Origin of the sequence: Wolbachia endosymbiont (group A) of Tromatobia lineatoria, from assembly GCF_964028565.1 — a bacterium.
GTDB classification, from domain to species: Bacteria; Pseudomonadota; Alphaproteobacteria; order Rickettsiales; family Anaplasmataceae; genus Wolbachia; species Wolbachia pipientis.
Map to the genome: position 1 here is coordinate 736507 of NZ_OZ034791.1, position 20157 is coordinate 756663.

Here is a 20157-nt window from a genome sequence, read left to right on the forward strand (position 1 = left end):
AAAGATGTCATCCCAGTGCCCAGACCCCTTAGACAATGTACCATCTTTTGATTTTGTCCATTCTGGGCGTGGTTTTCAAGTTCTTTGATCTTAAATACTACATCTACTTTATCAAGATCAATGTTGACTTCTTTTACTAATGTTCTAATAAGACTACGTTTGGCTTGCCAATCTAGGTCCGATTTAACACTAGAATAAAAGCCCTTTATGCTATTTGTAATAAGATTCATTTTCTGCCGTATTCCCTTTTACCTTTTTCTTCTCTCCTTCAATCTCTTTTAAACGTTACTTCATTTTTTTTATTGCCTGCTTAAAGTCTTCCTTACTTATAGTTAGTGCATACTTTGTTGCCGTAAAAACTTCTGGTACCCAAACAATTGTAATAAGTATACACAATCTTTGTCAACTATTTTCGGCACTGGTATATTGACCTTACCCAGAAAAAGTGGAGAGAAAGAAAAGAGTTTTTTTGGGTAAAATAAAATTTTGGAGGATTAGAAATGGCAAGAGAATACACGGCAGAATTCAAATTGGAAGCTGTTAAACTGGCAAATGAACAAAGAAAGGCAGGTCAAACAATTACAAAAATAGCAAGAGATTTAGGAATAAAGGGTGGTTTATTAGGAAAATGGATAAAGAAACACAACGAAAAAAAGTCAGCGGCAAATGCATTTCCAGGTAGAGGTAACATGGCTCCTTACGACAAAGAGAGGTTTGATTTACAAAGCAGGAGTAACAAGGGAAAGAGACATTTTAAAAAAAGCCCTGGCCAGTCAAAAAGAGTAAAATATTTTTTTATATAGTAACTGCTATAAAGTACAGGAATTATGTAGGATTTTCTGCTAGTGGCTACTATAAGTGGACCACAAGAAAAATAAGCAGTAGAGAATCAGCAAATAAAGAGCTACTCGAAGCTATTCAAAAAATATATCAAGTTTCTAAATGTAGATATGGAGCTCCTAAAATTCATGCTGAATTGAAGGCTTTGGGTAAAAGTTGCAATTTGAAAACGGTGCAAAGTATTATGCAGAAAAATGACATCAGGGCTATACTGAGAAGAAAGTTTAAAATTAAAAAACAACAAACAGATAATAGAGCTGTAGCTCCCAATATACTAGATCAAAACTTTATTGTTGATCAACCAAATAAAGTATGGGATTACTTACATCAAAACCAAGGAGGGATGGCTATATTTGGCAGCAATAATTCTCACGTATGGTAGTTAATGAGTAGTGCAATAAATAAACAATTGGTTATGAACTCTTTATTAATGGCCATTAATAGGCGTAAACCTGTTAAAAATCTACTGCTGCACAGTGACCAAGGTTCACAATATACTGCGCAAGGGTATCAATATCTCTTATCCATAAAAAACATAGATGAGTTATAAAGGTTGTTGTTACGACAATTCTGTTGTGGAAAGCTTCTTCAGTTCTCTAAAAAGGGAGTTACCAATAGACACCTCTCGGCACTCTAAACAGCATATCAAAACTGCTATATTTGAATATATAGAAATTTTTTATAACAAACAACGTCACCATTAACTATTGCATTCCTGAGCATTTTGATTCATCATTCTCTTTGTGAAAAACATTCCAAACTTTCTCTCCACTTTTTCTGGGTAAGGTCAGATACTATAAACTATAAAAAAATTTCTCCGATAGTTCATATAGCAAGTAAATTCACAAAATGAAGACTATTATTTTTATTACAGGTGTATCTACGGTTGGAAAATCAAGTTTGGCTCATATATTAGGTTCAAAGCTTTTTATGCCTAGAAACTTTGCAATTCCACTAACTATAGCTAACCCAAGAAAGGTTTCCCTACGTCATACCGCCGCGGTATCTCAGCATAGATTCCGCTAACGAGTAGCGGAATGACGAATTTGTTGTTTTTCAAATTGTAGGTAAACCTAAGCCACTTTAGCTATACTTGTAGAGAAAAAAGAATAGATGATGATCCTAAATATTTAATAAATTTGACTACTGAGGAATTTCAAAAATCTCAATTTTTTATTAATTGTGATATGGTACATTCTATCTTCATATAGCTTTCCTCTTCATACCTCAACCAATGAAATCAGAAGCATCAACTCCCTTTTGCAAGCAAGCAGCAATAACAGTATTCATCATTAGAAATGCAATGGTCATTGGGCCAACGCCCCCGGGTACTGGGGTCATAGCTTTGGCTTTCCCTTTTATTCCTTCAAAGTCAACATCACCTACAAGCTTTCCTACGTTAACGCTATTTATGCCAACATCGATCACTATTGCACCTTTCTTTATCCAGTCTGCTTGAACAAAATTTGGCTTTCCGACTGCTGCAACTACTATATCCGCTTTAGAGCAATATTCAGCTAAATCCTTGCTTTGTGAATGCAAGATGGTGACAGTGCAGTTTTCTTGCAATAGCAGGTAAAACATTGGCCTGCCCACGATATTTGACCTACCAATTACCACTGCGTTTTTACCGGAAAGGTTCTCTTCAATTGACTTAATTAAATGCAAAGAACCTTTAGGAGTGCAAGGTATAAGGCAGTTTTTTTCACCTTTAACTAATTTGCCAACGTTTTCATCATGAAAGCCATCTACATCTTTTTCAACACTTACTGTGTTAATTACTCTGCTTGCACTAATATGATTTGGTAAAGGCAATTGCACTAAAATGCCATGCACAGATGGATCTTCATTTAATTCATTGATTTTTTCAATTAATTCATCTTCTAAAATATTATTAGGCAAAACAATGGTCTCAGAACTTATGCCTATTGATTCTGCTTTTTTCTGTTTGTTGCGAACATAAACCTGACTTGCTGGATTGCTACCCATGAGAATTACTTTCAGGCAAGGAAAAATGTTATACTCTCTCTTTAAAATATCAATTTTTTGTGATAGCCTCTCACATAGGTCGTTTGCTATTTTTTTACCATCAATAATAATTGTCACTTCCTTGCCACTCCTTAAAGTCGGGTAATTTGATATCAAATAAATCCAATACTTTGCCAACAGAATGATTAATAATATCATCCAACGATTTCGGTTTAATATAAAAAGCAGGCACTGGTGGAGCAATAATTGCTCCCATCTCCGTTAATTTTAACATATTTTGTAAATGCCCAAGATGCAGTGGTGACTCTCGCACCATAAGAACTAACTTTCTTCTTTCTTTTAGCGTTACATCTGCAGCCCTTGTCAATAGATTGGAAGTAACACCTGATGCGATTTCAGACATTGTCTTCATAGAGCATGGTGCTACAATCATCCCTGAGGTTTTAAATGAGCCGCTTGCTATTTTTTCTCCAATCTTTTCTTCAGAATAGTAAAAATCTGCAAGTGATGTAATATCTTCAAGTTTTTCTTTAATCTCGTGAGCTAAAGTTACTTTCCCAGCACGACTTATCACTAAATGAGTTTCATAATCGACGTCTTTCAACGCTTCTAAAATACGCACACCGTAAATAGAACCAGATGCTCCACTTATTCCAATTACAATTCTGCTATTCACTTAACTCTTCTTCGTAGCTCATTCCCAATGCACGTTTATAGGTATCAAGCAATATTTCTTGTTCCTCTCTGTCATCATCATCCATCTTCCTCAGCCTAATAATTTGTTTCATCACTTTTATATCCCAACCTTCATCTGCGGCTTTTGCATATACATCACGAATGTGATCTTGCACATCCCTCTTTTCTTGTTCAAGTTTTTCGATTCTCTCTATGTAACCCTTCAACTCTTCAGCCGTTATTTTTACTGTATCTTCCATGAAACTCGACTAATTAATTGCTGCCACTAATATTACCAATTTTTACTTGCACTTCAACAACAGTAATAATATTTTTATCTTTTTTTAAAATCTTAAAGCGAAAACCATACATGGAAAACTCCTCGCCTTCGTCAGGAATGCGCTCTATTTCATTCACAATCATACCTGCTAGAGTTGTAGCTTCTTCATCAGGGAGATTCCAGTATAACTGCCTGTTAATGTCCCTAATAGTAGATTTTCCTTCTATGTGATACATATTATCAGATATTTTCTTTATAAAATTCTCCGTAATCAAATCATGTTCATCCGAAATTTCTCCAACTATTTCTTCCAGTATATCCTCAAGAGTTACAATTCCCTGCAGTGCTCCATACTCATCAATAACAAATGCAAGGTGTTTCCTGTTCTTACGGAAGTTGTGAAGTTGCACGCTGAGCGGTGTACTTTCTGGTATGAACCAAGGCCTTGACATAACTTGGGTAATGTCAACTTCTTCCGCTTTATTATTCTTTTCACGCAAAGCATTTATTAGAGCTTTCACGTGAATTACACCTACAATGTTATCTGGTTCCTTCTGCCATAAAGGTACTCTACTGTGACTGCTGGTTAAAATCTCTCTTATTAACTCTTCTTTATTCCGATCTATATCAAGAGAAAATAGGTTTCTTCTATGGGTCATAATTTGTGATATCTCTGTCTCAGCCAAATCAAGTATGCTGCTTAGCATATCTAAATCCTGTTGCAACATAGTTCCTTCACTGCGGTGAAGAGTAATCATATTACGCATTGCATCCGCTGCAGATATCACTTCCTTATCTTTATGCAGCCCACATAATTTTAGGATGAGGTTAACAATAAATTGAATACCTAGTGTCAATGGAGAAAAAATCTTTACAAAAAACAATACAAAATAAGCAGAAAATGATGCAAATTTTTCAGGATTTTGAATAGCATAAGTTTTTGGTAGAACTTCGCAGAACAATAAAATACAAAATGTCATTATAATTGTTGATAGGAGAATGCCCTCATTTCCAAAAAGATTGATAAATATTGCTGTAAATAAAGCAGAGCAAGTAATATTAATAATTGTATTGCCGAGCAATACCGTTCCTATTGTCAATTCTTTCCTATTTAATAAGCGATCTATTACCCTGGCTTTTTTGTTACCGTCTAGCTTTAGCTTATTAACTCGAGAACGGCTAATTGAGGTTAAGCCTATTTCTGCTCCTGAGAACAAAAACGATAAAACTAACAAAACAAAAATTGCTGATGATACTAAGACCAATAACCAATCCATTAAAGTACGATGTTATTGTGATAAAAAATAAAATTAATTTTACATGTTATGAGAGGCATTTGCAAGCCTGAATTTATATTGCCGAATTTTATATACCTTTAATCTTAAAAAACAAATCATAAAGCATATTACACGCTGCGTTCACATGCTCATCCTCAATGATAAGTGGTGGGGTTACCCTTACTACTTTGTTGTTTAAAACCCTAGTTATTATTAAACCTTTATCAAGAGATCGACTAATAATTTTATCAGCTACAAGAGTTGCTAGTTCTATTCCCATTAGTAACCCTTCTCCACGAACTTCTAAAATCATCTCAGGAAATTCTTTAGCTAAAAGCAACAGCTTTTCTTTTAAATATTTACTAATTCTTTTAACATGATCAAAAAAGCCTTCTTTTAGCATTATATCGAGCACTGCATTACCAACAGTCATGGCAAGTGGATTGCCACCATAGGTTGATCCATGAGTTCCTGGAGTAATTGCTTCTGCTATATAATCTTTCACTAAACATGCAGCTACAGGAAAACCGTTACCCATAGCCTTCGCACAGGTTAGCATATCAGGTTCAATGCCGACATTTTGATAATGAAATAAAGAACCGATGCGTCCATATCCGCACTGCACTTCATCAAAGCACAAAATTATTCCTTGAGCTTTTGTTATTTCCCTTACTTTTTGAAGATATTCTACGTCTAGTGGATATACTCCACCTTCGCTTTGTATGGGCTCTAAAAATACAGCAGCTATTTCATTGTTGATTTTTTCTTCTAATGCTTTAATGTCATTTCTTGGCACTTTATCAAAACCAGAAAGGAGCGGAGCAAAACCTTCGCGTGATTTTTCATTGCCTCCAGCAGAAATTGCAGCAATACTGCGGCCATGAAAGCCTCCTTCAATTGTAATAATACGATTACGTTTTGCTTGCCCTTTTGAATAAAAGTAACGACGAATAAACTTAATTGCAGCTTCTGTTGCTTCAAGCCCACTTGAGCAGAAAAAAACTTTATCTGCAAAAGTAAGGGTTGTTAAACGCTCGGCAAGCCTTTCTTGCTCGGGAATAGTGAAAATGTTAGAGCAGTGCCATAATGAGCTCGATTGCTCTTTCAGCTTATCTGTAATGTATGGATGACAATGCCCTAAAGAAGTTGTAGAAATACCTGCAGCAAAATCTAAATATTTTTTACCATCTTTATCAAAAAGATATGCCTCTTCTCCCCTGACTATAGGAGTGTCAAGTCTATTATACGCATTAACAACATGATCCATTTTATAAGTATTGTGGTATTATCTATACTATACCTGAAATGAATCCATTAACACAAAGCTTTTCCTTTAACCTCTTATGCTACTTCAACTAAAAATTTGGCTAATGCAAACCTTTTTTGTCATTCTATAGCTAAAGTGACTTGGTTTTACCAACACTTATTAGCCATTGTAAAAGTTTTTGTTTCTATTGAATGATAGTTGTAGCCTATGCAAGAAGTTTATTGACTTTGAGCGCACTTTAGCCTATACAATTTTAATATCTTAAACTACTGGACATGCCCGATCTAAAGACAATGATGTTAAATTTTGGACCTCAGCACCCAGCTGCACATGGAGTGTTGCGTCTTGTTTTAGAGATGGATGGTGAAGTGATCGAGAGGGCAGATCCCCATATTGGGCTTTTGCACCGCGGTACTGAAAAATTAATAGAACATAAAACGTATCTTCAAGCTTTGCCTTATTTTGATCGCCTTGATTACGTATCACCAATGTCACAAGAGCATGCATATTCACTTTGTGTGGAGAAATTGTTGCAATGTGAAGTGCCAATTAGGGCAAAGTATTTACGTGTCTTGTTTTGTGAACTGACGAGAATACTAAATCATTTACTGAACGTTTCTTCTCAAGCACTTGATGTTGGAGCAATGACCCCTCTTTTATGGCTCTTTGAAGAAAGAGAAAAAATACTGGAATTTTACGAAAGAGCTTCAGGTGCAAGGTTTCACGCAGCTTACATCAGGCCAGGTGGAATTGCAGCAGATGTTCCAGAAGATTTGATTGAGGATATTGCAAAGTTTATAGAGCAATTTCCAAAATATATAGACGATGTTGATGAACTTTTAACAGAAAATAGGATATGGAAGCAACGCACTGTAGGAATTAGTGAAATATCAATTAAACAGGCACTTGATTGGGGCTTTAGTGGCCCAATGTTGCGCGCTGCTGGGCTTGCTTGGGATTTGCGAAAAAGCCAGCCATATGAGATATATGATCAACTAGATTTTGATATACCGATCGGCCAAAATGGCGACTGTTATGACCGTTATCTAGTTAGAATGGCAGAGATTAGGCAATCTATCAGTTTGGTGAAGCAGTGCATAGAGAAAATGCCTGAAGGGCAAATAAAAACTGAAGATAGAAAAATTTCTCCACCGTCAAGAGCAGAGATGAAAAAATCTATGGAAGCTCTGATTCACCATTTTAAGCTCTATTCAGAAGGATATCACGTACCAGAAGGTGAGGCTTACGCAGTTGTTGAGGCACCAAAAGGTGAGTTTGGAGTGTATATAGTTTCAGATGGTACCAATAGACCTTATAGGTGCCGAATAAGAGCACCTGGCTTTGCGCATTTACAAGCCTTAGACTTTATGGCAAAAGGACACATGCTTGCTGACGTTGCAGCAATTATTGGCTCACTCGATATAGTTTTTGGTGAGATTGATAGGTAATCATTGGTACCCGTTCAGGCAATGGCGTCATGCAAGTAGCTGACACATAACTGTACGAACATTTGTTTGCAAAGGCAGTATGTTAAGTGTTATAGCCGATTTTGCCTCAAACACAAAGGCAGTGCCTTGACTACTTGGATCCAGAAAAATTGATTGTGTACTATACAACATTTTTGATCAAAAGCGTAACCGTTCACTGTTAGACTGCATTCTGTGATTTTTAGCAAAACATGATCTTTCATTTGAGCTTCCTTCAATTTAAAATAAATACAGAAAATTGCTGCCTATAGCTAAACTGACTTAGATTTACCAACAATCGTCATCCCGCTACTTGTTAGCGGCTAAGAGATACCGCGGCGGCATAGCTATCTTCAAAAATATGGTTGAATAATTGTGTGTATAATTATTAATATTTTTAAACACTTTGGCTATGGCTTTATCTAAGTTTCTCGACCCTAAGCTGGATTTAACCTTCAAAAAAATATGTAGGGTCAAGAACTGGCGCGCCTACTTTAGGGTTTGGTGGCTGATCCATTGTTTTCACAATAGGCCTCAATCCAAATTCCCATGTTAACGTTTCCAGCTCCCGCCTCGTCAAACGCAGCATCCGCACTACGCTTTCCTAGCAGATTCTTTACCAAAGTTTATAACATATTGTGCTGGTGATGCTTTCGGTTTGTAATACCTTATTCTATAGTCTGAATATAGACCCAGCGTTTTGTATATCCATTCGCTACTCCACTTCTTCCAACCAAACCCTCTCTTCACTTTCAGCTAATAAGTGATTTTCTATTTCACCTTCCAAACTTGCCTCCAGCAGCTTTTTTATAAATGGTGTAAATGCTCCATCCCTTCCTGTTAATGGTCTGCCTTCCCTTATTGATGACAGTATATTTGTTCCAGTTCTTTGTAATCTACCAAACCGGTAGTTCTGTTTACTACTTTCTGACTCATTGTCAAACCTCCATTTTTTTTATATCAATTTATTACTTTTTTTTTGGTTTGACACACTTTTTTGAACATTCCCTGTTAAGATGCCTAATCTACTTTCAGCTCCTCAGTATGTAAACTGCGTGGTAAAGACTCTAATTCCTTTGCAGCACTTAAACTTTTATTTTTTGCATGTATACCAAGCTTATTGAATTCTCGAGCAGCAGGAAACACCCTTGCTTCAAGAGAGCCAGCAGTTTTATTATAATGATCAACAGCACTTTTTAAGCTCCTGCGCAAATTATCAAAGTTTTCACCCATTGTGCAAATGCGCTCATATAAAATATGACCTAGTTCACTGATTTTCTTTGCGTTTTCAGCTATCATCTCTTGCTTCCATCCATACGCTATTGCTCTCAGCAACGCAATTAGAGTGATCGGTGTTGCAATGATCACTTTTTTTTCCACTCCAATCTCTATCAAAGCAGGCTCATATTCCAGTGCTGCGCTAAAAACCCCCTCCCCTGTTAAGAAAAGCACCACAAGTTCTGGCGTATTTTCAAATTGATTCCAATACTCTTTTTTACCCAAATCATTTATGTGTTTTTTTATTGCCAGGGAATGATTCTTTAATTTCTCCTTTTGTATTTGCAAATCATTTTGTGATATAGCATCCATGTAAGAATCAAGCGGCACTTTAGCATCTATTATTATTTGCTTTCCAGATGGCATTTTGATTATTAAATCAGGACGCAATAAATTATCCTCGTTTTTATCAACCACTGACGGCTGAGTAAAAAAATCGCAATATTCAATCATTCCCGCCATTTCTACCACCCTTTTGAGTTGCATTTCACCCCACTTTCCTCTGATGTGAGGCTTTCTCAAGGCATTAGCAAGGCTGGAAGTTTGGTTCATCAGCGCTCCAATTTGCTCCTTTAAACCTTCATAGGCCCCTACCCTCTCTTTTTCCAGCTCGCGTATTTCATTATCAAATTTTTCTAATTTTTCTTTTATTGGAGTTACAACTTCGTTGATCGTTGCTTGTCTTTTTTTGAAATCGCTTTCCGTTTCTTTTAATTTACTATCGATTACTTCCTTTGCTAAGTTCAGAAAATTATTGTTATTTGTCTGCAAAGCATCAAGAGAGAGCGCTTTAAAAGTGTTTGTTAATCTCTCCTCTGCTTTTGTTAGTAATTCTATTTCCTTTTTCTTTTCCTCACGTTCTTTTTGCAGAGTTACTTCAAGTTCTGCTTTTTTGACCCTTAAATCAACTATTTCTTCATTCTTCGTAAGCAAAGTTTGCTTTGTTTCTTGAAGTTCTTGCTCTAATTTACATAAATTACCCTCAAGGTTTGCTTTCTTTTCGCTCAGTTTTTTTACGATAATGTAGAAAAATAGTAATAGAGAGACAACCAGAGCTATAGAATTGAAAAGCATCAGAATAAAAAAGCTGTATTTACAATTCTATATGATTTTTGTGTGTATAAGAAAGAAAAAAGGAGCACCTAAAGAGGTGACCTTACCCAGAAAAAGTAGAGAGAAAGTTAAGACGTTTTTATCATGAGAATAAATTGTGCAGGAATGCAATAGTTAATAGTAGAATGTCTACGTTATTTGTTATAAAAGATTTCTATGTATTCAAATATGGTAGTTCTGGTTTGTTGAGCGAGAAGTATCAATAAGCAGCTCCCTTTTAAGTGAACTTTTCTGCAACAGAGTTATCGTAACAACAGCCCTTATGGCTCATGCTGGAAATGATGTTTTTTGTATTCAATAGAAATTGGTAATTTTGAGAGGTATACTGTGACCCTTGATCGCTATGTAACAGCAGATTTTTATCGGGTTTGCGTTTATCAACGGCCATCAATAAAGAATCTATAACTAATTATCATGTTACTCATTAACCACCATGCGTGAATATAGGTCAATTATTGCCGCCAACAACCTTCTTTAGTTTTTATGTAGGTAATCCCAAACTTTATTTGGCTGATCAGTAGTAAAATTTTGATCCAATGTGTTCGGAGCCACAACTCGGTTGCTTATTTGCTGTTTTTTATTTTTGAACCTTCGTCTAAACTTAGCTTTAATGCCATTTTCTTGCATAACACTTTGTACTGTTTTAATTTTTGCCTAAAGCTTTTAATTCAGCGTGAATTTTAGGGGCTCCATATCTGCATTTAGAAGCTTGATGTATTTTTTGAATATCTGCTAGAAGCCCTTCTTTTGCTAATTCTTTACTGCTTTTTTCCTTAGCAACCCATACCACCAGTACAAAACCCTACATAGTTCCTGTGTTTTATAGCAATTTCTATATAAAAGAATACTTTACTCTTTTTCTTTGCCCAGGGCTTTTTTTAAGATGTCTCTTTCTCTTATTAGCTCTTTTTTTAGATCAAATCTTTCTTTGTCATAAGGAGCCTTTGCCTGGAAATGCGTATGCTCCAGACATTTTTCCATCATATTTTCTTACTTAACATACTGCCATCTATACCTAGATCTTTTGCTATTTTTGTACTTGCTTGACCTGTTTCTTTAACCAGCTTAACAGCTTCTAATTTGAATTCTGCTGTATATTCTCTTCTATTTGTCATATTTTGAAAAAACGTTTTATTTTACTCCAAAAACGTCTTAACTTTCTCTCTACTTTTTCTGGGTAAGGTCACTACTTGGATGACAGATAGTAGTGCGAAAGTCTCTTACAACTTACTTTTAATTAGTCTAACCCATGCGTGCCAATCCCTCTCACCAAGATTGCTTTCAAAAGATAGGAGATCCTTTACAGCTTTTGAGCAAATTTCTTCACTTGGAATTGATAACTCCTTATTCATTGCTAACGTTAAACATTGAGTTTTGCACGCTTGTTCTAAATGATACGAGTAAAACATTGCTTCTTGTATAGTCCGACCACACGTTATAGATCCATGATTACGCATTAACATGACAAAATTTTCTTTCAGATCAGCTATTAACCTCTTTCCTTCTGTATCGCTAAGTGCTAGGGAATTATAATTATGGTAAGAGATTTTATTGTAAAAGTGCAGTGCCCATTGACTTATAGGAAGCAGCCCATCTTTGAGAGAAGAAACCGCTACAATAGAAGGTGTATGCAAGTGAAAAATTGCTTGAATATCTTTCCTTGCTTGATAAACAAAACCATGAATTATATAGCCAGTTCTATTATATTGATATTCTTTGCCTTCAATTACATCTCCATCAAATGATACTTTCATTAACGAACGTTCATCTACTTCATCAAAACGCATACCAAATGGATAAATATAAAACGACTTTTGATCTTCAGAACGCACTGAAAGGTGAGTATATGTATGATCATCGAACTTAAGGTAGGACAAAATCTGATAGGCATAGACTAGATCCCTTTTTACTCTGCTCTTTGTTAACAACACAATCCTCTGTTAGAATCTTCTGAAGGTTTATACGCGAAAAGAGACTTGTAGTAAACTAATAAGTCTATGCCACTCTGTCTTGCTTTCTGAATACCAAACACTTTTGTGTTGTAGCTTGCTTAAAAATAGTTATCGTTATTATAGAGTTTATATACAGAATTTATGTTTTTAAATTACATAATATCTCAACTACAAAAATAATTTTCTATATAATATTTCATATGTTTTAAAGCTTCATTTTTATGTTATTATAAATGTAAGTTTCAAGATTGAAAATAATATGGTAAATATTAACACAAAAAAACAGCCAGCAGGATTTTTCATATATCTCTCTGGTCTTTCGGGAAGTGGTAAACTTTCCACAGCAATAGAATTATCTAATATGATAAACGCATTAATTGTAAATAGTAAGTTCTATAACAATGTTCAAGCTTGCTCTATATACGATGGTGTCTTTGAACGTGATCAAATACCTAAAGAAGTTCAAGATAGAATATATGGCATTATGCAAATTATGCTTCAGGTAATAGAAAATTATCCGATTCACTCAAAAAATTACATATTTATTGATGAGTTGATGGAAAATAATGACCAGAACATGAGGATGTATGATTCAATAGTAAGGCTTAGTAAAAAAATGAACACAGAAATCCTTCCTGTGGTACTTAGGTGTGATCTACCGACATTACAAAAGCGTATTGCATTAAAAAGGCAAAGAAAAAATAGGAAGGTGATTAATCTAAATAGCATTGTAGAGAAATTTAGGACTGACGATTTATTTATACTACCAAGTGCCATAGAGATAGAAAATTCAGATATGAGTATAAAAGAAGTAGCTCAAGAGATAGTAAACCAGATGCACAAGCTTAGTAACATTGCATGTACGCGAAAGAATAGTCTATAATGATTTCATATACTGAGGCTCATTTAAATATAGAGCTTCAACTTCATTTAATTTTTGCTTGTTCTCTAATCTATAACGGACTAATAGCCCTGCATGGCTAGCATTTAAATTGCAATCCATATGTGTACTGCTTGTAGCGTGACACTGGGATCCAGGTGCAGATAGTGGCAATAAATTGAAATCAAATAACTGCGTATAAAACCCTTGAGCATTTTTGACTATAGCTCTGATATTTTTTTTGTTATTCGTACAAAGCAAAGATATTGCGTAGGCTTGAACTTCCAGCGCACTAACTCCGTATAATGGCTTATTTGTAGCAAGATTTATACCTTGTGCAGCTGATATACCAACTCTAATTCCAGTGAAACTTCCTGGTCCAACTACTACCACTAAATGATCTATTTTATCATAATTATAGTTGTGCTTATCAAACAAAGTATTCAGAATTTGAAAAAATGATTCTGCATGATTGTTGCTGGCGGAATTGTGCTCTACAAAACAGTTACCATCATAATCAACTATTGCTATTGAACTACCAATACCTACAGTATCAATCGCTAAAATAGACATTACTTAAGCTTATCATAGAGTTTTGTAAACATTATAGCAAAGGCACCATTACCTATAACGTTTGCTGAAGTGATTATTGGATCAAACACTATATACAGTGCTGTGATTAACGAAAGCATTTCTGGAGAAAATTTGAGGTATTTCTCAAGAATAGGTAGCATTACCATAATTCCTCCTGCCGGAACTGCCACGATAGCAAACTTAAATAACAAAAAATAGAGAAGGAAAGTTACATAGTCTGTTGTGCACAATGAATAACCGGAGGCAATTATCATTGATAATATTATAATAAAAAAGCAATCACCTACTAAATGAAAGCTAGCAGTTATTGGCACAACAGACGATGCTATGTCAGGTTGCTTTACATTTTTTTTGCTTCCTTCAAGAGTAAGCGGCATAGTTGCATTACTAGACATTGTGCTCATTGCAGTAATAAATGCCGGTATCATATTGCCTATACTAGCTATCCAGCTTGTGATCTTGAATGAATTTGCTGCTCCATATAAGAGGAAAACATAAAGGTAGGTTGCAGATGCTATAATAATGAAAATTATTGAGTAATCCTTAAATATTATAGATAAAACTTGATCATGCTGCATTTTTAAAGCAAGCCCAAGTACAAATATTGGAATAATCGGCGTCAAAAACGTCTTCAAAATAAAGAGAGTTAAATCTAACATTTTGTTCGAAAGCTCTCTGCTTTTTTTGGGTAGCAGTGTGGACACTACTATGCTGGACACAAATCCACAAGCAAGGGCATAAAAATTAGAAAGCAATGCAGGCAGTCTAAACGACCATAAGGGAACAATTGTTTCTTCATACGTTATATCTTGTATTGAATAAGTGTTTTGTATGATAAAATGCCCAACAGAATAAGCTATTAAACTTGAAGCCAGATTCGATAAGAAGATCATTATAATAAGTAACAATATGAACTTTATAGCTGACTGCTTAAGATTGTTAACACTGCTAAAGATTAACGCAAAAATAATAAAAGGCATTATAAATAGCAAAACCTCTTTTATACTAAGGCTCGTTGAGTACAAGAAGGTTTTTACTTCCATTGGAACTAAATGACCAAAGAATGCAGCTGAAGTGATGACCGTGAGTAAGATTAATAGTTGTAGCACGTTCTTATATACCAATGTCCTATGGACATATATATGGTAAGTTAGTTGTTAAGTAAAGCAAAACTGTCTAAACTGCACAGCAAATGGTGTAATGAAAGTGGAATGACAAAAAAGAGTGAAATTAGCATTCACTTATTATTCGTGTCATTTTCAGTAAAAGCTTCTTCCCACGTGCCTTGAGTTGCTGCGCGGCTATACTCTGTTACTCTATTTTCAAAGAAATTCGTATGTTCAACGCCATTTAGTATTTCATCAAGCCACGGAATAGGATTATCATTGACATCATATATGGACTCAAGACCTAATTGCATTAACCGTCTGTTTGCTACGTAGCGTATGTAATTGCGCACTTCTTCTGCGGATAGTCCTTCAACATCTCCTAAATCAAAGGCAAGCTTTATGAATTCGTCCTCAAGTTCAACGATGGTGCGACATGCAGAATATAATTCCTCTTTAAACTCGTTGTCCCAAATTTCATTATTCTCTTTAATAAATGTATTAAATAACATGATAATTGAATTGGTGTGCAAAGTTTCATCACGGGCTGACCAGGCGATTATCTGCCCCATTCCTTTCATTTTTCCAAAACGTTGGAAATTGAGCAAAATTGCAAATGATGCAAATAACTGCAACCCTTCAGTGAATGCACCAAACACTGCTAGAGTTTTAGCTACATGTTTTTTATCGTGTTTTTTGCTTTCCTCGAATTCCAACATATATTCATATTTCTTTCTCATAGCATCATACTTTAAAAATGCTTGATACTCACTTTCTGGCATGCCAATTGTGTCTAAAAGATAAGAATAAGCTGCAATGTGTATGGTTTCCATATTGGAAAAGCTTGCAAGCATCATGCATATTTCTGTTGGCTTAAATATATTTGAATAATGCCTCATGTAGCAGTTATTTACTTCAATGTCTGCCTGAGTAAAAAATCTAAAGATCTGGGTTAGTAGATTTTTTTCTACACTTGAAAGTTTAGTTTTCCAATCCTTCACGTCATCAGCGAGCGGAACTTCTTCAGGTATCCAATGGATTCTTTGTTGCTGCAGCCACGCATCATACGCCCAAGGGTAATTAAAAGGTTTGTATATTGGATCTGCTTCTAACAATGACATAAGACACCTATTATTTTCTAAAGTAAATATTATATTAAGTGATATTGAGAATCAGTCAATTTAACTTTTTTGAAATTTGACGGCAGATAATTTATTAGTGTATTATAGCTTCAAGTAATTTATCAACAGAAATGCGAGTATTAATATCTTTTATTTTATTATTTACAGTGAGCTGCACTCACACTATTCACAATCACGGAGCTCCTGGCATTAGTGTTGAATTGTGGAGCAAGATAAAAGTAGGTGACGATAAAGAAAAAGTGGTTCACACTTTAGGATCACCAACATTAGTATCAAAGTTCGATGACAATGTTTGGTACTATGTCTCATATAAAATTAAACAAGCCAATTTTTTAGGAAAAAGGAAGTATAGTAGTAAGTCTCTGCAAATTTCATTCGACCAGGACGGTAAAGTTGAAGATACAAAAGAAACTGACATCTTAGAGAGATCTTTGGCTGTTTCTGATTGAAAGTTTGCTCAGATCTTCCTACGTCATACCGCGGTTCATTCCATAACTGTACGAACATTGCGATTTGGGCCTACCAGAAGGGTGTCATGAAAGTAGCTGACACTAGTTCCTTTATGACGGCAGTGCCCAGACTACTTGGATCCAGGAAACTTAATTGCAAGTAATGCATTGGGTTTGGTAAGTATGGGTTTTGCGTTATAGAATGAAGCACTTTTGGTGAATTTGTAAAGAAAACTGGATCCCAGTGGGCTTTGTTGCATCGCTAGCTATGATGGATTAAAGATAAAAAAGATAGGGAATATCAGTAGCTTATTATTCTGGTATTTATAACAAGAACGGTCAATGAATACCTAAATTTGAGTAAAAGAAATTTCACTACCATTTACCAATCCGGCTAAAATTCAAGAATTTCAATGCTTTAGCTATTTTCAATAGAATTAAATTTATTAATATAAATAACAAATTACTATTCTTAAATTTGATCAGATTGATTGCAAAAAAACAAGATTTTCAATAGGTTGCTTATAATCCTAACTATAGTTAGCCTTTCATAAGTAGCGATGCAACAAAGCCATCCCAGTGTCAAGCACTGGGATGACACCATTTGTTGTAAACTCACTTTTACTCTATGGTTATACTACCTTGCTGCTATCCTGAACGGATACAGTGGGCTTATTAAATTATAGAATTACTTTAGCTATAGAATAAAATCTAGTGTTACTTCACGCCAAATGTGGTGGTGCTGAGTAGGCAAGCCGGTCAATGGGCTACATTTATATACTGCACGCATTGCATTATCTGCTATCGACCTGAAAAGTGGATTATTTCGATAGGAATCACTGTCTGCTACATCCGCCATAATTATCTCGCCTTGACTGGATAACAATAAGTTAATTTTTATATTAAAATTTTCTTTGTAAGCTATGCTTTCAGGAATGCTCCAGCATTTTGTGAGCTTGTCTCTTATAGAGTTAATAATTTCTGTTACAACTAATTCATCCTTTTTGCTCTCAATGCTTTTTTCGTTTCCTATTTCATTTTTTGCCCCTCTAACATCCCTTCTTAGTTTTTTCTCTACACTTTTTTTTCTTTTTGGAATTGGAATGAATTCTTTACCCTCGTTAATAATGACTTCTTCTTGCATTTCGATAATTTGCCTCGGTTGTGCTACAACAGTGTGCTCAACTATTTCTTTTTTCCTTTGTGGTATAGGAACAGCTAACGTATCATTCGTTTGGGCTTTTGTTGAAGATAACGAAAAAAGCAAAAAACAACATAAAGACAAAAAAAGAATATAACTCGAATAGAAAAAACGCATATGTTAAGCAGCTTGTTTTACTGGTTTAAAGCTAATATTGCACGTAAAGTCAATATATTTTAGTTGATGGACGAGTTTGAAGTCAATAAGGAATCCCTTCAAAGCTGAAGGCAAGCGGAAGATTGTCTTCTCGACAGACAAAGGAATTGTATAATGGATTAAAAGGAACCGTATGACAAAAATTATAGCAAAAGAATATACAGAATTTTTAGAGCAATTGAAGGATCATATTGCAACAAACCGTTATAAAGCAGCACTTGCAGTAAATAGTAAGCTTATTTTGCTTTACCACCATATTGGTACAGAGATCCTAAAACGCCAAAAAGAACATACCTGGGGAGCTAAGGTAATTGATCAATTAAGTAAGGATTTGAGAAGTACATTTCCAGAAATGAAAGGCTTTAGCATGAGAAATCTGAAGTATATGCGTAAGTTTGCCGAAGAATATCCTGATGTTGAATTTGTGCAGGAGCCTCTTGCACAATTAACTTGGTATCACAATATCACTCTTTTGGAAAAAATAGAAAGTCATGAAATAAGATTATTTTATGTAAAAAAAGCTATTGAACATGACTGGTCACGTAACATTATGGTGATGCAGATAGAACTTGGACTACATAAACGTCAAGGAAAAGCAATAACTAATTTTAAAGAAAAATTACCATCTCCACAATCCGATCTAGCACATTACACATTAAAAGATCCGTATATTTTTGATTTTTTAAGTATAGGTAAGGATGCTCATGAAAGAGAAGTAGAAAAAGGACTCGTAGGGCATATGGAAAAATTTCTGTTAGAACTCGGTGAAGGATTTGCATTTGTTGGTAGACAATTTCATTTAGATGTTGGTAATAAAGACTTTTATATTGATTTATTATTCTATCATTTAAAGTTACGTTGCTTCGTAGTGATTGAACTAAAAGATAAGGATTTTAAGCCGGAATATGCTGGTAAAATGAATTTTTATCTTTCTGCAGTTGATGATTTACTGAAGCACTCGACAGATCAACCTTCTATAGGGTTAATCTTATGTAAATCTAAAGACGATGTACTTGCTAAATATACACTCCGAGACATGAACAAGCCAATAGGGCTAGCAGAATATCGAATAACTGAAAATCTACCAGAGAACATAAAAACAGCTTTACCGACGATAGAAGAATTAGAAGCTGAATTATCCAAAATTTCAGACGAGGAAAAGTAATGTTACTAAAATCATTCAAACAATTATTTAGCAAACCAAAAGCTCAGTATGAAATGCATCAGGCTCAGGAAGAAGAGTGGCAGCCAATAACTTACTCTCTCATAGCCTTGAAACTTTGGAAGCAAACAGTAACGGAGTAAGTGATTTTTATGGATTACACGCTCTAGGTGCACTATCCTATATATCATACGGTCAATACACTCTAAATGAGATGGAAAGATGAAGGCATCATTATAGCTGCTAAAAAATACGGCGATAAAAACTTAATTCTTTCTCTGTTTACAAAAAATCATGGAAAGCGCAGGGGATTAACTAAGCTAACAAACAATAGCAATTATAAGTTTCAGATAAGTAATCTATTACATGCAGAATGGAGTGCTAAGTTACCTGAAAATCTAGGTTTTTTTAAGTGCGAATTAATCGAATCTCCATTCCATCATTTCTTTCAAGATAGGTTAAAAAGCATTACTATTGTTTCTTTCTCCTCTATTTTAGAAAAAGTGCTTCCAGAAAGTGAACCCTGTGCCATGCTGTATGACAATTTTCGATATTTCATCGATGTAATTAAACACAACAATCAGTCTTGGCAAAGCCATTATCTTAACTTAGAGCTTCTGCTTCTTACGCAATTGGGATTCAAGTTAGACTTATCCAAATGCGCTGTAACAGGTGTTAAGGAAAATTTACAATTTATTTCTCCAAAAACTGGTAGAGCAGTGTCAAAAAAAGTAGGAGATTATTATGCAGATAAACTCCTACCTTTTCCACAAATGTTACATGATGTATACAATAATAACCTACAAAACAGCTACTCATTCCAAGAATTTCAGTTAGGACTGAAAGTCACAGGATATTTTTTAAATAAGTATCTATTTTTGCAGTTAAACGTGAAATTTCCAGAGCTGAGAAACCTCATGTTGTCGCTTTAATTTTAGCAGTCCTACGTCATACCGCGATTCATTCGCGGTATCTCTTAGCATAGATCCAGCTAACAAGTAGCGGGATGACGAACTTATCGTCATGCCACCGCGAACCGTCATACCGTGATTTATTCACGGTATCTCTTAGCATAGATCCAGCTAACAAGCAGCGGGACGACGGTTGTCAGGGTGTCATCCCAGCGCCCCTATGATGTCATCCCAGTGCCCAGACACTGGGATCCAGAAAAGTTTGCTTGTGAACAAGCAAACTAGCATGGAAAGTGGTTACAACGTTTTCGATGAGATTATATGGAAAACTGGATTCCAGTGTCAAGCACTGGAATGACAAGGTATAAACCTTATCGTCATGCTGCCGCGAACCGTCATACCGCGATTCATTCGCGGTA

General features: G+C 35.2%; 28 protein-coding genes and 1 pseudogene. 11 read left to right on the forward strand and 18 right to left on the reverse strand.

The features are described from left to right. The first annotated feature begins 500 nt into the window (after positions 1-500). From ABWU48_RS03765 to ABWU48_RS03785, 4 genes are all read left to right on the forward strand, one after another. Complete coding sequence (locus ABWU48_RS03765) at positions 501-803, forward strand: transposase (RefSeq protein WP_353288253.1); 303 nt, start codon at positions 501-503, stop codon at positions 801-803. Positions 804-925: 122 nt separating this feature from the next. Next, the gene (locus ABWU48_RS03775) at positions 926-1222 is read left to right on the forward strand and encodes an IS3 family transposase (RefSeq protein WP_094189604.1); all 297 of its coding nucleotides are present in this window, start codon (positions 926-928) and stop codon (positions 1220-1222) included. A 3-nt stretch (positions 1223-1225) separates the two neighbouring features. Then, positions 1226-1390, forward strand: coding sequence for a DDE-type integrase/transposase/recombinase (locus tag ABWU48_RS03780; RefSeq protein ID WP_265037971.1), 165 nt, complete (start codon positions 1226-1228; stop codon positions 1388-1390). Continuing rightward, on the forward strand, positions 1380-1544 hold the full coding sequence (locus ABWU48_RS03785; RefSeq protein WP_353288252.1) for an IS3 family transposase: 165 nt from the start codon (positions 1380-1382) through the stop codon (positions 1542-1544). Before ABWU48_RS03780 ends, ABWU48_RS03785 begins: the two co-directional genes overlap by 11 nt. 523 nt (positions 1545-2067) lie before the next feature. Here the strand turns inward: ABWU48_RS03785 and folD are convergent. The 5 genes from folD to ABWU48_RS03810 all read right to left on the reverse strand — a co-directional run bounded on the left by folD (position 2068) and on the right by ABWU48_RS03810 (position 6328). Then, a complete protein-coding gene (gene folD / locus ABWU48_RS03790; protein ID WP_353288262.1) occupies positions 2068-2946 on the reverse strand; it encodes a bifunctional methylenetetrahydrofolate dehydrogenase/methenyltetrahydrofolate cyclohydrolase FolD in 879 nt (292 codons plus the stop codon). Further along, the gene (locus ABWU48_RS03795) at positions 2930-3505 is read right to left on the reverse strand and encodes a UbiX family flavin prenyltransferase (RefSeq protein WP_010082294.1); all 576 of its coding nucleotides are present in this window, start codon (positions 3503-3505) and stop codon (positions 2930-2932) included. Before ABWU48_RS03795 ends, folD begins: the two co-directional genes overlap by 17 nt. Next, entirely contained in the window at positions 3498-3764 is a 267-nt protein-coding gene (locus ABWU48_RS03800) for a DUF2312 domain-containing protein (RefSeq protein ID WP_010082293.1), read from the reverse strand. Before ABWU48_RS03800 ends, ABWU48_RS03795 begins: the two co-directional genes overlap by 8 nt. Before the next feature lie 13 nt (positions 3765-3777). Then, the gene (locus tag ABWU48_RS03805; protein ID WP_010962674.1) at positions 3778-5061 is read right to left on the reverse strand and encodes an HlyC/CorC family transporter; all 1284 of its coding nucleotides are present in this window, start codon (positions 5059-5061) and stop codon (positions 3778-3780) included. An 88-nt stretch (positions 5062-5149) separates the two neighbouring features. Further along, on the reverse strand, positions 5150-6328 hold the full coding sequence (locus ABWU48_RS03810; protein ID WP_353288263.1) for an aspartate aminotransferase family protein: 1179 nt from the start codon (positions 6326-6328) through the stop codon (positions 5150-5152). Between the two features lie 275 nt (positions 6329-6603). On the opposite strand from ABWU48_RS03810, the gene ABWU48_RS03815 reads away from it, so the two are divergent. Continuing rightward, positions 6604-7776, forward strand: coding sequence for an NADH-quinone oxidoreductase subunit D (locus ABWU48_RS03815; RefSeq protein ID WP_010962676.1), 1173 nt, complete (start codon positions 6604-6606; stop codon positions 7774-7776). 27 nt (positions 7777-7803) lie between these two features. Here ABWU48_RS03815 and ABWU48_RS03820 read toward each other — a convergent pair whose 3' ends face one another. From ABWU48_RS03820 to ABWU48_RS03855, 8 genes and pseudogenes are all read right to left on the reverse strand, one after another. Continuing rightward, positions 7804-7947, reverse strand: coding sequence for a hypothetical protein (locus ABWU48_RS03820; protein WP_153296793.1), 144 nt, complete (start codon positions 7945-7947; stop codon positions 7804-7806). A 589-nt stretch (positions 7948-8536) separates the two neighbouring features. Then, a pseudogene (locus tag ABWU48_RS03825) lies at positions 8537-8730 on the reverse strand (IS256 family transposase); the annotation flags it as partial. A gap of 84 nt (positions 8731-8814) precedes the next feature. After that, positions 8815-10146, reverse strand: coding sequence for a DNA recombination protein RmuC (gene rmuC / locus ABWU48_RS03830; RefSeq protein ID WP_038199773.1), 1332 nt, complete (start codon positions 10144-10146; stop codon positions 8815-8817). Between the two features lie 256 nt (positions 10147-10402). Further along, positions 10403-10573: a DDE-type integrase/transposase/recombinase gene (locus ABWU48_RS03835; protein WP_080717647.1), complete on the reverse strand. Its 171-nt coding sequence runs from the start codon at positions 10571-10573 to the stop codon at positions 10403-10405. A gap of 255 nt (positions 10574-10828) precedes the next feature. Further along, positions 10829-10975, reverse strand: coding sequence for an IS3 family transposase (locus ABWU48_RS03840; protein ID WP_080717648.1), 147 nt, complete (start codon positions 10973-10975; stop codon positions 10829-10831). Between the two features lie 59 nt (positions 10976-11034). Further along, complete coding sequence (locus ABWU48_RS03845; RefSeq protein ID WP_007548509.1) at positions 11035-11169, reverse strand: hypothetical protein; 135 nt, start codon at positions 11167-11169, stop codon at positions 11035-11037. Then, positions 11166-11300: an IS3 family transposase gene (locus ABWU48_RS03850; RefSeq protein WP_007548354.1), complete on the reverse strand. Its 135-nt coding sequence runs from the start codon at positions 11298-11300 to the stop codon at positions 11166-11168. Before ABWU48_RS03850 ends, ABWU48_RS03845 begins: the two co-directional genes overlap by 4 nt. A 105-nt stretch (positions 11301-11405) precedes the next feature. Then, the gene (locus tag ABWU48_RS03855) at positions 11406-12116 is read right to left on the reverse strand and encodes a class II aldolase/adducin family protein (RefSeq protein WP_010082280.1); all 711 of its coding nucleotides are present in this window, start codon (positions 12114-12116) and stop codon (positions 11406-11408) included. A 280-nt stretch (positions 12117-12396) separates the two neighbouring features. On the opposite strand from ABWU48_RS03855, the gene ABWU48_RS03860 reads away from it, so the two are divergent. Next, positions 12397-13020, forward strand: coding sequence for a hypothetical protein (locus ABWU48_RS03860; RefSeq protein ID WP_353288264.1), 624 nt, complete (start codon positions 12397-12399; stop codon positions 13018-13020). Here the strand turns inward: ABWU48_RS03860 and tsaB are convergent. From tsaB to ABWU48_RS03875, 3 genes are all read right to left on the reverse strand, one after another. Continuing rightward, complete coding sequence (gene tsaB / locus ABWU48_RS03865) at positions 13015-13590, reverse strand: tRNA (adenosine(37)-N6)-threonylcarbamoyltransferase complex dimerization subunit type 1 TsaB (RefSeq protein ID WP_010962437.1); 576 nt, start codon at positions 13588-13590, stop codon at positions 13015-13017. The genes ABWU48_RS03860 and tsaB overlap by 6 nt on opposite strands. After that, on the reverse strand, positions 13590-14720 hold the full coding sequence (locus ABWU48_RS03870) for a cation:dicarboxylate symporter family transporter (protein WP_209472733.1): 1131 nt from the start codon (positions 14718-14720) through the stop codon (positions 13590-13592). The genes tsaB and ABWU48_RS03870 overlap by 1 nt, the downstream gene beginning before the upstream one ends. 128 nt (positions 14721-14848) lie before the next feature. Beyond that, positions 14849-15838 carry a ribonucleotide-diphosphate reductase subunit beta gene (locus tag ABWU48_RS03875; protein ID WP_006280119.1) on the reverse strand — a complete coding sequence of 330 codons (990 nt, stop codon included), beginning with the start codon at positions 15836-15838 and terminating at the stop codon, positions 14849-14851. A gap of 131 nt (positions 15839-15969) precedes the next feature. Here ABWU48_RS03875 and ABWU48_RS03880 point away from each other — a divergent pair, with 131 nt between their 5' ends. Continuing rightward, positions 15970-16308, forward strand: coding sequence for an outer membrane protein assembly factor BamE (locus ABWU48_RS03880; protein WP_006279908.1), 339 nt, complete (start codon positions 15970-15972; stop codon positions 16306-16308). 131 nt (positions 16309-16439) lie between these two features. Here the strand turns inward: ABWU48_RS03880 and ABWU48_RS03885 are convergent, their stop codons facing one another. Beyond that, positions 16440-16568, reverse strand: coding sequence for a hypothetical protein (locus ABWU48_RS03885; RefSeq protein WP_255325705.1), 129 nt, complete (start codon positions 16566-16568; stop codon positions 16440-16442). Positions 16569-17005: 437 nt separating this feature from the next. Then, entirely contained in the window at positions 17006-17626 is a 621-nt protein-coding gene (locus ABWU48_RS03890; RefSeq protein WP_353288265.1) for a hypothetical protein, read from the reverse strand. 172 nt (positions 17627-17798) lie between these two features. Between ABWU48_RS03890 and ABWU48_RS03895 the strand changes: the two genes are divergently transcribed. From ABWU48_RS03895 to ABWU48_RS03910, 4 genes are all read left to right on the forward strand, one after another. After that, positions 17799-18830 carry a YhcG family protein gene (locus ABWU48_RS03895; protein WP_353288266.1) on the forward strand — a complete coding sequence of 344 codons (1032 nt, stop codon included), beginning with the start codon at positions 17799-17801 and terminating at the stop codon, positions 18828-18830. A 76-nt stretch (positions 18831-18906) separates the two neighbouring features. Next, the gene (locus ABWU48_RS03900) at positions 18907-19053 is read left to right on the forward strand and encodes a hypothetical protein (RefSeq protein ID WP_007548499.1); all 147 of its coding nucleotides are present in this window, start codon (positions 18907-18909) and stop codon (positions 19051-19053) included. After that, positions 19037-19759: a DNA repair protein RecO gene (gene recO, locus ABWU48_RS03905; protein ID WP_010082260.1), complete on the forward strand. Its 723-nt coding sequence runs from the start codon at positions 19037-19039 to the stop codon at positions 19757-19759. The genes ABWU48_RS03900 and recO overlap by 17 nt, the downstream gene beginning before the upstream one ends. Positions 19760-19931: 172 nt before the next feature. Further along, positions 19932-20096: a hypothetical protein gene (locus ABWU48_RS03910; protein ID WP_010962440.1), complete on the forward strand. Its 165-nt coding sequence runs from the start codon at positions 19932-19934 to the stop codon at positions 20094-20096. The last annotated feature ends 61 nt before the right edge of the window (positions 20097-20157 follow it).

Excerpts from the sequence above, each read along its gene's own strand:
- ABWU48_RS03765 (WP_353288253.1), top strand. The coding sequence starts at position 501 with ATGGCAAGAGAATACACGGCAGAATTCAAATTGGAAGCTGTTAAACTG.
- ABWU48_RS03895 (WP_353288266.1), top strand. The coding sequence starts at position 17,799 with ATGACAAAAATTATAGCAAAAGAATATACAGAATTTTTAGAGCAATTG.
- rmuC (WP_038199773.1), bottom strand. The coding sequence starts at position 10,146 with ATGCTTTTCAATTCTATAGCTCTGGTTGTCTCTCTATTACTATTTTTC.
- ABWU48_RS03885 (WP_255325705.1), bottom strand. The coding sequence starts at position 16,568 with ATGCAACAAAGCCCACTGGGATCCAGTTTTCTTTACAAATTCACCAAA.
- ABWU48_RS03810 (WP_353288263.1), bottom strand. The coding sequence starts at position 6,328 with ATGGATCATGTTGTTAATGCGTATAATAGACTTGACACTCCTATAGTC.
- ABWU48_RS03860 (WP_353288264.1), top strand. The coding sequence starts at position 12,397 with ATGGTAAATATTAACACAAAAAAACAGCCAGCAGGATTTTTCATATAT.
- ABWU48_RS03805 (WP_010962674.1), bottom strand. The coding sequence starts at position 5,061 with ATGGATTGGTTATTGGTCTTAGTATCATCAGCAATTTTTGTTTTGTTA.
- ABWU48_RS03875 (WP_006280119.1), bottom strand. The coding sequence starts at position 15,838 with ATGTCATTGTTAGAAGCAGATCCAATATACAAACCTTTTAATTACCCT.
- ABWU48_RS03835 (WP_080717647.1), bottom strand. The coding sequence starts at position 10,573 with ATGGCCGTTGATAAACGCAAACCCGATAAAAATCTGCTGTTACATAGC.
- ABWU48_RS03845 (WP_007548509.1), bottom strand. The coding sequence starts at position 11,169 with ATGATGGAAAAATGTCTGGAGCATACGCATTTCCAGGCAAAGGCTCCT.
- ABWU48_RS03785 (WP_353288252.1), top strand. The coding sequence starts at position 1,380 with ATGAGTTATAAAGGTTGTTGTTACGACAATTCTGTTGTGGAAAGCTTC.
- ABWU48_RS03780 (WP_265037971.1), top strand. The coding sequence starts at position 1,226 with ATGAGTAGTGCAATAAATAAACAATTGGTTATGAACTCTTTATTAATG.
- ABWU48_RS03890 (WP_353288265.1), bottom strand. The coding sequence starts at position 17,626 with ATGCGTTTTTTCTATTCGAGTTATATTCTTTTTTTGTCTTTATGTTGT.
- ABWU48_RS03800 (WP_010082293.1), bottom strand. The coding sequence starts at position 3,764 with ATGGAAGATACAGTAAAAATAACGGCTGAAGAGTTGAAGGGTTACATA.
- ABWU48_RS03820 (WP_153296793.1), bottom strand. The coding sequence starts at position 7,947 with ATGTTGTATAGTACACAATCAATTTTTCTGGATCCAAGTAGTCAAGGC.
- ABWU48_RS03880 (WP_006279908.1), top strand. The coding sequence starts at position 15,970 with ATGCGAGTATTAATATCTTTTATTTTATTATTTACAGTGAGCTGCACT.
- ABWU48_RS03815 (WP_010962676.1), top strand. The coding sequence starts at position 6,604 with ATGCCCGATCTAAAGACAATGATGTTAAATTTTGGACCTCAGCACCCA.
- recO (WP_010082260.1), top strand. The coding sequence starts at position 19,037 with ATGAGATGGAAAGATGAAGGCATCATTATAGCTGCTAAAAAATACGGC.
- tsaB (WP_010962437.1), bottom strand. The coding sequence starts at position 13,590 with ATGTCTATTTTAGCGATTGATACTGTAGGTATTGGTAGTTCAATAGCA.
- ABWU48_RS03850 (WP_007548354.1), bottom strand. The coding sequence starts at position 11,300 with ATGACAAATAGAAGAGAATATACAGCAGAATTCAAATTAGAAGCTGTT.